This is a genomic window from Myxococcus sp. AB036A, from assembly GCF_006547355.1.
Classification (GTDB): Bacteria; Myxococcota; Myxococcia; order Myxococcales; family Myxococcaceae; genus Myxococcus; species Myxococcus virescens.
On record NZ_VHLC01000105.1, the window covers coordinates 23,593 to 31,880 of the forward strand.

The 8,288-nt window shown below is 71.1% G+C and carries 7 protein-coding genes; 2 read left to right on the forward strand and 5 right to left on the reverse strand.

Translation table 11 applies throughout. The features are described from left to right. The 4 genes from FL344_RS31260 to FL344_RS31275 all read right to left on the reverse strand — a co-directional run bounded on the left by FL344_RS31260 (position 1) and on the right by FL344_RS31275 (position 4,796). Complete coding sequence (locus FL344_RS31260; protein ID WP_141621099.1) at positions 1-1,464, reverse strand: OB-fold nucleic acid binding domain-containing protein; 1,464 nt, start codon at positions 1,462-1,464, stop codon at positions 1-3. Positions 1,465-1,511: 47 nt separating this feature from the next. Then, positions 1,512-2,651: a class I SAM-dependent rRNA methyltransferase gene (locus tag FL344_RS31265; RefSeq protein ID WP_141621096.1), complete on the reverse strand. Its 1,140-nt coding sequence runs from the start codon at positions 2,649-2,651 to the stop codon at positions 1,512-1,514. 158 nt (positions 2,652-2,809) lie between these two features. Beyond that, a complete protein-coding gene (locus FL344_RS31270) occupies positions 2,810-3,178 on the reverse strand; it encodes a hypothetical protein (RefSeq protein WP_090488824.1) in 369 nt (122 codons plus the stop codon). Between the two features lie 22 nt (positions 3,179-3,200). Further along, a complete protein-coding gene (locus FL344_RS31275) occupies positions 3,201-4,796 on the reverse strand; it encodes an NAD(P)/FAD-dependent oxidoreductase (RefSeq protein ID WP_141589821.1) in 1,596 nt (531 codons plus the stop codon). A 302-nt stretch (positions 4,797-5,098) separates the two neighbouring features. Between FL344_RS31275 and FL344_RS31280 the strand changes: the two genes are divergently transcribed. Next, positions 5,099-5,302: a hypothetical protein gene (locus tag FL344_RS31280; RefSeq protein ID WP_228557862.1), complete on the forward strand. Its 204-nt coding sequence runs from the start codon at positions 5,099-5,101 to the stop codon at positions 5,300-5,302. A 133-nt stretch (positions 5,303-5,435) separates the two neighbouring features. On the opposite strand, the gene mprA is transcribed toward FL344_RS31280, so the two are convergent. Beyond that, positions 5,436-6,089 (reverse strand): MprA protease, GlyGly-CTERM protein-sorting domain-containing form, encoded by a 654-nt coding sequence (mprA, locus tag FL344_RS31285; protein ID WP_141589823.1) that lies wholly within the window; start codon positions 6,087-6,089, stop codon positions 5,436-5,438. 240 nt (positions 6,090-6,329) lie between these two features. On the opposite strand from mprA, the gene FL344_RS31290 reads away from it, so the two are divergent. Next, positions 6,330-8,288: N-acetylmuramoyl-L-alanine amidase (locus tag FL344_RS31290; protein ID WP_228565503.1), on the forward strand; the 1,959-nt coding region annotated here is incomplete at its 3' end.

Consider the following 8,288-nt stretch of genomic DNA (forward strand, 5'->3'; position numbering starts at 1 on the left):
TCAGCTCTCCGAGGAACCCTCACCGCCCTTGTTGCCGGAATCGGACGGTAACGACGTCAGCGCGCTGAACGGCTTGAAGGTCAGCTCCTTGGGCAGCGAGCTCACGTCACGCTGCGGACGCTCCTCGCGGGGCGGACGGGGCGGGCGCTCCTCACGAGGACGCTCCTCACGAGGACGCTCCTCACGCGCGCGCTCCTCGCGGGGCGGACGCTCCTTGCGGGGCGGGCGCTGGGCCTGCTCCTGCTGCGGGGCGCCCTCGGCCGGGGGGCCCGGCTGCTGCTGCTTCTCCGCCCGGGCCTTGCGCTTCTCCTCGCGGCCCTTGCGGCGGCCACCGCCCTCCACAGGGGCGCGGCCCCGCGAGGTGGGCGAGGGGCCCTTCCAGAGCTGGCGCTCGTAGGGGCGCACCACGTCCGTCCACTTGTCGTGCGAGTCGCGCTGCATGGCCTCCAGCCACGAGGCGATGCGCGCGTCCAGCGACTCCAGCGAGTGGATGATCTGCGCTTCCAGCGTCACCGGCGACTTCGGGCTGCCGTGCTGCGCGTCGCCGTGCTGGGAGATGACCAGGTGCGTGAGGTGCTGCTCCAGGAGCGGCGGGAAGCCGGGGATGGCCAGCGCCTTCTCGCGCAGCTTCTGCGCCGTCAGGACGAGGTTGCCCACCAGCCGGCCCTCGTCGGAGGACTCGGAGGCGTCCGCCGCCTTCAGCACCTGCTGCAACAGCGCGCCGGCCAGCAGCAGGTCGCGGTCCGCCATGGGGTACTGGTCCGCCACGCGGAGCGTCAGCCGCATCACCGACAGGATGTGCTCCGCCAGTCCGCCACGCCACGCGTGGTGCGTGCCCCGGACGCCCTGGGCCACCGGCAGGCCGGCCGCAATCTTCGGGTCGTCCAGGAAGGCCAGCAGCAGCTGCTTCACGAAGGTGTCGCCGATGCGCTCGGTGACCATCTCCCGGATGAGGCCGGCGGCGCGCGCGCCACCCGGGCCCTCGTTGCCGCGGGCCTCGCCCTTGTCGGCCTTCTCGGGCTTCTCAGCCTTGGCTTCCGGGGCGGCCTTGGGCTCCGGCGCGGGCTTCGCCTCGGCGGCGGGCGGGGCCGGGGGCGGCTCGAACTCCTTGGGGTCCAGGGGCTCGGGGTCCAGGCGCTCCAGCGCCTCGACGACGACCTGGGTGCGGCCGTGGAACTGGATGACGTTGCCCTGGACGAGCACGAAGTCGCCCGGCTGGAAGACGGGCTCGAGCGCGTCGACCTGGTCGAAGATGCGCGCGTCCACCTCGCCACTCTTGTCGACGAGCGTGGCGGCGACGAACACCTTGCCACTGCGGGCGGTCACCTTCTCCTTCTTGGTGACACGGAAGACGGTATGGACGCGGTCCTTCTCCCGCAGGTCGGCCGCATACACCTTGCGGACGGTCTCCACGGAACCTTCCTGGGCGGGGGGCGCGGACTCGGGCACGTTTTCGTTGGTCATTGCGGCGGCGGACACTAGCACTCCATCGGCCGCGCGGGTGGACCGCTTCAGCTGACTTCCAACGCCATCGCGTGGAGGTGCTCGGCCCCGTGGGAGCCAGCCAGGGTCGGGTGGTCCGGCGGCAGGCCCGGGCGGGCCAGCCGGGTGGCGATCCGGGCCTCGCCCTCGCAGGCGGTGGCCACCAGGTCGTCAAAGCCGTCCTGGGGGAGGGGTGGATGGTACCCGGTGACCATCAACCAGCCACCGTGGCGCGTCCTGCGAAGCGCGTGACGCAGCAACTCCACGAATTCCTCGTCGGTCGCCACGGCCGGTGTGTCCAGCAGGACCAGGTCGAAGGTGTCTCGCACCGCACGGAGGGCCTGCAGGGGCTTGCCCGTCTCCACCATCACCCGGCCCAGCAGGCCGTTGGCCTCCGCGTTTTCACGCGCCAGGTCCGCGGCGTCCGCGTCGGCGTCGAAGGCGAGGATGTGCCGGGCCCCGTGCACCCCCGCGTGGACGAAGAGCCCTCCCACGTTGCAACTGGCGTCCAGCACGCGCGAGCCCTGGGCCATGCGGGCCACGAAGCGGCGGACCTCGCGCTGGTCATACGCGTAGCCCGTGCCCTGGCCGTACGTGAGGTCCACGGTGAAGCGGGCCCCCATCTCCAGCAGCCGGCACCAGCGGGGTGGGGTGCCGTACAGGACATGGGGGCGCTGCGTGGGCAGGCCCAGCGCTTTGCGGCGAGGGGTGTCGTTGCGCAGCAGCACCGCGCCCGCGCCCGCCACCTCCACCAGCGCGCGCGTCAGCTCCTCGAGGCGCGCGTCCATGGCACGGGTGAGCGTCTGCACCACGAAGTGCGTGTCGTAGCGGTCCACGATGAGGCCGGGCAGGCCGTCCCCGTCATCGTTGACGACGCGGCAGAAGCGCGGGTCGTCCACCAGCCGTGCCCGCCGCTCGAAGGCGCGGCGGAGATGGCGCGGGATGAGTCCCTCCACCACCTCGTCTGGTTGGCCGAGCCGCCGCACCGCATAGGACGCCTCTAAATCCACGTCACCCAGGCCCAGCACCGAGCCGTCCTCGTCCCGAAGCTGCACGGGCTCTCCGGGCTGCGGCGTGCCTTCCATGGAGATGATGTCTTCCCGGCGCACCCATGGCGAGCCATGGCGCAGTCGGCGGGCGGCGTCGCGGGACAGATAGGTGCTGAGCACGATGGGTTCTCCTCTCGCGGCGACCCGGGGGCACCGGCGCCCGGGGCGTGCTGCCAGGGAAGAACATGGGGTGCTGGCCTGCGGATGGCTGCCCGTCCCAGAGCGCCACGTCGGGGGGCAGCCGGGCGGACGGGCCCGTGCGCCGTCGCCCCGTTGCTTCAGCCCCCGCTGGGCGGGCGCTTGAAGGCCTTGGTGGTGACCTGGAAGAGCAGGGTGCTGGCCGCCAACGCCAGGACGATGCCGATGCCGCGCAGCCGCAATTCGTCGCGGAACACCAGGGACAGGGCCAGCGCGCTCAACAGCACCACGGCCGCCACGCGAAGCACCTGTCCCCGCTGCAATGCCCCTGAGCGCGCGGGTTTCGCCTGGGCAAGAACGGGGATGCTCGCCGCCTTGCGCCAGGTGGTGGCGGTCTCTTCCCGGACTTCGTCCTCCGCGTCCACCAGCCCCTGGACGTAGGCCCGCTCCACATCCAGCAGGCTGGGGTAGACCAGCTCGCCCTCTGGCGTCCGCACGACGTATCCCATGAGCCCTCCTCCCGGCCGTCCGTCAGGACAGTTCGGTGGCAATCTGCTCAGCGACGCGCAATCCATCAACGGCGGACGATACGATGCCGCCCGCGTAGCCGCAGCCCTCGCCCGCCGGGTAGAGGCCCTTCATGGACACCGACTGCAGGTCCTCGCCGCGGGTGATGCGCACCGGTGAGGACGTGCGGCTCTCGATGCCGATGAGCTTGCCCTCCTCGCTGATGAAGCCGCGCATCTTCCGCTCGAAGGTGCGCAGGGCCTGCTTCAGCGACTCGGTGAGCCGCTTCGGGAAGAGTTGGTTGAGGTCCGTGTGCGCCAGGCCGGGACGGTAGCTGGTGCCGCCCGGGTCCTTCTTCACGCGCCCGGCCAGGTAGTCCGGAATCGTCTGGGCCGGCGCGTAGAAGCGGCCTCCGCCCAGCTCATACGCCTTGCTCTCCCAATGGCGCTGGAACTCCAGGCCCGCCAGCGGCCCGCGGAAGCCCTCGCGCTCGAAGTCCGCCACGGACACGGACACGACGATGCCCGAGTTGGCGTAGCGCGCGTTGCGCCGCGAGTTGCTCATGCCGTTGGTGCACTGGAGCCCGTCCTGCGTGGGCGTGGGCACCACGATGCCGCCGGGGCACATGCAGAACGAGAAGACGCCGCGCACCTCGCCGTCCACCTCCAGGTTCTCCGCCAGCTTGTAGTCCGCCGGGGGCAGGCGCGGATTCTTGGCCGCGTTGCCGTACTGGATGCTGTTGATGAGCGCCTGCGGGTGCTCGGCGCGGAAGCCCAGGGCGAAGGGCTTGGCCTCCACAATCACCCGGCCGTCGGCGGCGAAGCGCTCATAAAGTTCGCGCGCGGAGTTGCCGGGGGCCAGGATGACGCGGTTGCTCTCCAGCGTGCGTCCGTCGGACAGCTTCACGCCCGCGATGTGGCCGTCCTTGTAGAGCAGGTCGTCCACGCGCGTGCTGAAGTGGACTTCGCAGCCGCCGGCGATGAGCTCCTCGCGCAGCTTCGCCACCGCGCCGGGCAGCAGGTCCGAGCCGATGTGCGGCTTGCCCTCGACGAGGATGTGGTCCGGCGCGCCGTAGCGGGCGAAGGCCTCGATGACCTTGCGCACCATGGGGTGGTTGATGCGCGTGGACAGCTTGCCGTCCGTGTACGCGCCCGCGCCGCCCTCGCCGAAGTTCATGTTGCTTTCGGGGTCCAGCGTCCCGTCGCGCATGAGCTTCGCTACGTCCTTGCGGCGCGACACGACCTCGCGGCCTCGCTCCAGCAGGATGCTGCGAACACCGCGCTCCAGCAGGCCCAGCGCGGCGAAGAGCCCCGCGGGGCCCGTGCCGATGATGATGGGCCACTGCTCCGGCGCCTTCACCGGGCCCAGCACTTCGGGCGGAGGGGGCGTCTCACCCACGTCCGGTGGCAGCTTCGCCGGCTTCTTGCCCTGGGCCAGCTCCACCTCCAGCGTGTAGATGTAGCGCGGGCTGCCCTTCTTCCGCGCGTCCAGCACGGAGCGCACCACCCGCACGGACGAGAGGTCGGAGCGGGTGACGCCCAACTTCTCCGCTGCGCGCTGACCGAGCAGCTCCTCTGGCTCGTCCAGCCACAGCCCGATGTTGTTCACCCGATACGCCATCGCATCCGCTCCTGGTGGGGCGCGTATCTCGCCGCCCTGTTGAAAGATTGCAAGCCCTTGAAATTCGGGTGCGAACCCGCTGATGCACCCCCTCACGCCAATCCCCCGTACCGCCGAGGACTGCGCAAGCGCGTTCGCACTGCCCTCCAGGGCCGTTCGGGGCCCTGGTCTACTTCAACCCTTGGGAAATGTTGAGGAATCCGTGAGGAAGAGAACGGCTGGCACGAGGGTTGAAACAGGGCTGTCTCGTGATTAGGCGGCGTCGCTCCTTCCCGGCCGCGTTCTTTATGGAGGCACTGACCTTGAGCACCGATCAAAAGGGCACCCGGATCCTGGCGCGCACGTTCTTCAACCAGCTGCGCGCGAGCGGCTACACCCCGCACCAGGTGATTGGCATCGCCACGGAGCTGCTCGAGCTGGTGACGGCGGACATCAAGGAAGGCGAGAAGGCGACAGCCGTCCAGGCGGCGCAGGAGCAGGCCCCGGAGCGTCGCCCGCACGCCTGAGGTCCTCAGCGGGTTCTCCCCGCGGGCGCGTGGGCTCCGGACCGGTTTCCGGGGCGCCCGCCCGCGTGTGGAGGCAGCGAGGTGGTGAACGGACCGGCCCTGGCCGGTCTTTTCGTTTCGACTGATTGATGAGTCAGGCGCGGGGCGCCCGTTGCTCCCGCCTCCGCTGGTACGCAGCCGCTCCGGCGACAAAGAGCAGACCCGCGGTGAGGGCGCTGAAGACGCTGCTGGCCGTCTGCGTGGCCTGGAGCGCCATCAGCACGCCGCCCGCGGTGAAGGCGGCCACATCCACCCACGCGGGACGGCGCTGCGGCAGCACCAGCACCAGGATGCAGGCCGTCAGCGGCAGGCCCAGCGCCACCTGGCGGATGATGGCGTCGGTGCTCGTGCGCACCGTGTCCCAGTTGTGCACCAGGATGGCGGCGAAGATGACCACCGTGCCCAGCGCGAGCACCAGCACGCCCGCGGCGGCCGCGTCCTTGGCCAGCCGGGCCTTCTCGTCGAACTGCTGGACGGCCAGGTCCACCAGGTGCTCCAGCGCGCTGTTGAGGATTTCGGCGAAGAAGATGAGCAGGACGCAGAAGATGAGCGTCACCTTCTCCGCGAGCCCCAGCGCGATGCCGCTGCCCACCAGCCCCACCAGCACGGCGGCGATGAGGTGGATGCGCATGTTGCGCTGGTAGATGACGGTGTGGATGAGCCCCGCCCACGCGTGACCGAAGGAGGCGAGCAGCCCCGAACCGTGACGGGGGGGGAAGGACGTGGGTGGCCGGGGAGGTGCGTTCATCGATGGCGAAAGCGCGGAGGAGGCTAACACCCGCGGGACGGATTGCCCCTTCGTCGTGAAGGGGTATGGTCCGACCCTGTGAATGCCCCTTCCTACCCTCTTCGTGTCTGTCTGGGTGGCGCACTTCTCGCGCTGTTGTTGACTTCCCCCCTGGCCCGCGCCGAGTCCCACGCCGCGCACGACCCTGCGCTGGATGAAGGGGCGTGTGGCCTGGAGCCGCCGGGCGTGGAGTACGTGCCGATGCCTGGGCCCCGTCCGCATGAGACGCGCCGCCTGTCCGCCGAGGAGCCGCCGGTCGTCCGGCGCGAGCTCCGGACGGGGGCTTCCGGGACGAAGTCGGGCGTGCCGCAGACGCGGCAGCGCACGGGCGCGCTCTCCGGCAAGGTGGTGTACCTGAGCCCGGGCCACGGCTTCACGCGCAGCGCGCCGCTGAACCGCTGGGCCACGCAGCGGCCGAACACCTGGGCCGTGGTGGAGGACCTCATCTCCGCCGAGGTCCTCAACCAGTACCTGCTGCCCATGCTGACGGGCGCCGGTGCCACCGTGGTGCCCCTGCGGGAGCCGGACCTCAACGGACACATGGCCATCGTCGACGACGGGCAGGCCGGCTATTCGGAGGACGGCGACGTCTTCGAGTCCTCCGCTCAGCCCGGCTGGGGCACGCCGCCGACGCCCATGGGCAACGCGGTGGAGCCCTTCTCGCTGGGCACGACGCGGGTGATGGCCTCCGCGCGCAGCGCCACCGCGAGCGCGACGTGGACGCCGGAGATTCCCGCGGAGGGCAGCTACCACGTCTACGTCTCCTACGCGGCCGACCCCACGCGCGCGCCGGACGCGCACTACGTGGTGAAGCACGCGGGCGGTGAGAGCCACTTCCGCGTCAACCAGCGCCGTCACGGCGGGACGTGGGTGCTGCTGGGGCGCTTCTATTTCAAGGCGGGGCAGCACCCGGATTCCGGCGCGGTGGTGGCGCTGAACGACACCGCGGAGGGCGGCACGCTGTCGCTGGACGCGGTGCGCTTCGGCGGAGGCAGCGGCGTCATCGGTGACGCGGCGATGGCGCCCCTGGCGCGGCCCCGCTACGAGGAGTCCGCGCGCTACCACGTGCAGTTCAGCGGCGCGCCCTTCACGGTGTACGCACCCACGGGGGCCAACGCGCTGACCAACGAGCGCAACGCGGACGTCACCGCCCGTCCTCGCTTCGCCGCGTGGCTGCACGAGGAGGGCGAGGACGCGGTGTACGTGGCGTGGCACACCAACGCGTCCACCACGGGCAACGTGTCGGGGACGGAGGCCTACGTGTACGGGCCCAACCCGGTGGACGGCACGCTCAACTTCACGGGCTTCCGGGGCAGTGACGTGCTGGCGCGGGCGCTGCTGGACGAGCTGGCGCAGGACATGCGCCGCGAGGTGGACCCGAGCTGGCGGGTACGCAACCTGCGCTCGGCGAACCTGGGCGAGGTGAACCCCACGCACAACAACGAGATGCCGTCCGTGTTGCTGGAGGTCGCCTACCACGACAACGTGACGGATTCGAACCGGCTGAAGGAGCCCGTGTTCCGCCGGGTGGCCGCGCGCGCCATCCTTCAGGGACTCATCAAATACTACGCGGCCCGGGACAGCGTGCCTGTCGTCCTGCCGCCCGAGGCGCCCGAGGCGGTGGCCGCGCTCAACGGCAGCGGCGGCACGGTGGAGTTCCGCTGGGCGGCGCCGCCGGCCAATCCGGACGAGGAGGGCCGCGACGCGCCCACGGGTTACCGCGTCTACCAGAGCGCGGACGGGCTGGGCTGGGACGACGGCACGGATGAAGCGGGCACGTCCTTCCGCACCACGCTGGCGCCGGGCACCGTGCGCTACTTCCGCGTGGCCGCGCACAACGCGGGCGGAGAGGGCTTCCCGTCCGTCACCGTGGGCGTTCGGACGCCGGGCGGCGCGGAGTCCCCGGTGCTGGTGGTCAACGGCTTCGAGCGGCTGGATGCATCCCAGGCATGCGCCGAGCCGCTGGACGCCTATGACCTCCAGGCGCCTGTCCGCCTGCTGGTGGAGACGATGAACGACGGCACCTACGTGCGCCGCCACGGCGCCGCGCTGGCGCATGCGGGCACCGCCTTCGACAGCGCGACGCGCGCGGCGGTGGCGGCGAACCTGGTGACGGTGGGCGCGCCGTACCGGCTGGTGGACTGGTTCACGGGGCGGGGC

Excerpts from the sequence above, each read along its gene's own strand:
- FL344_RS31260 (WP_141621099.1), bottom strand. The coding sequence starts at position 1,464 with ATGACCAACGAAAACGTGCCCGAGTCCGCGCCCCCCGCCCAGGAAGGT.
- FL344_RS31270 (WP_090488824.1), bottom strand. The coding sequence starts at position 3,178 with ATGGGATACGTCGTGCGGACGCCAGAGGGCGAGCTGGTCTACCCCAGC.
- FL344_RS31275 (WP_141589821.1), bottom strand. The coding sequence starts at position 4,796 with ATGGCGTATCGGGTGAACAACATCGGGCTGTGGCTGGACGAGCCAGAG.
- mprA (WP_141589823.1), bottom strand. The coding sequence starts at position 6,089 with ATGAACGCACCTCCCCGGCCACCCACGTCCTTCCCCCCCCGTCACGGT.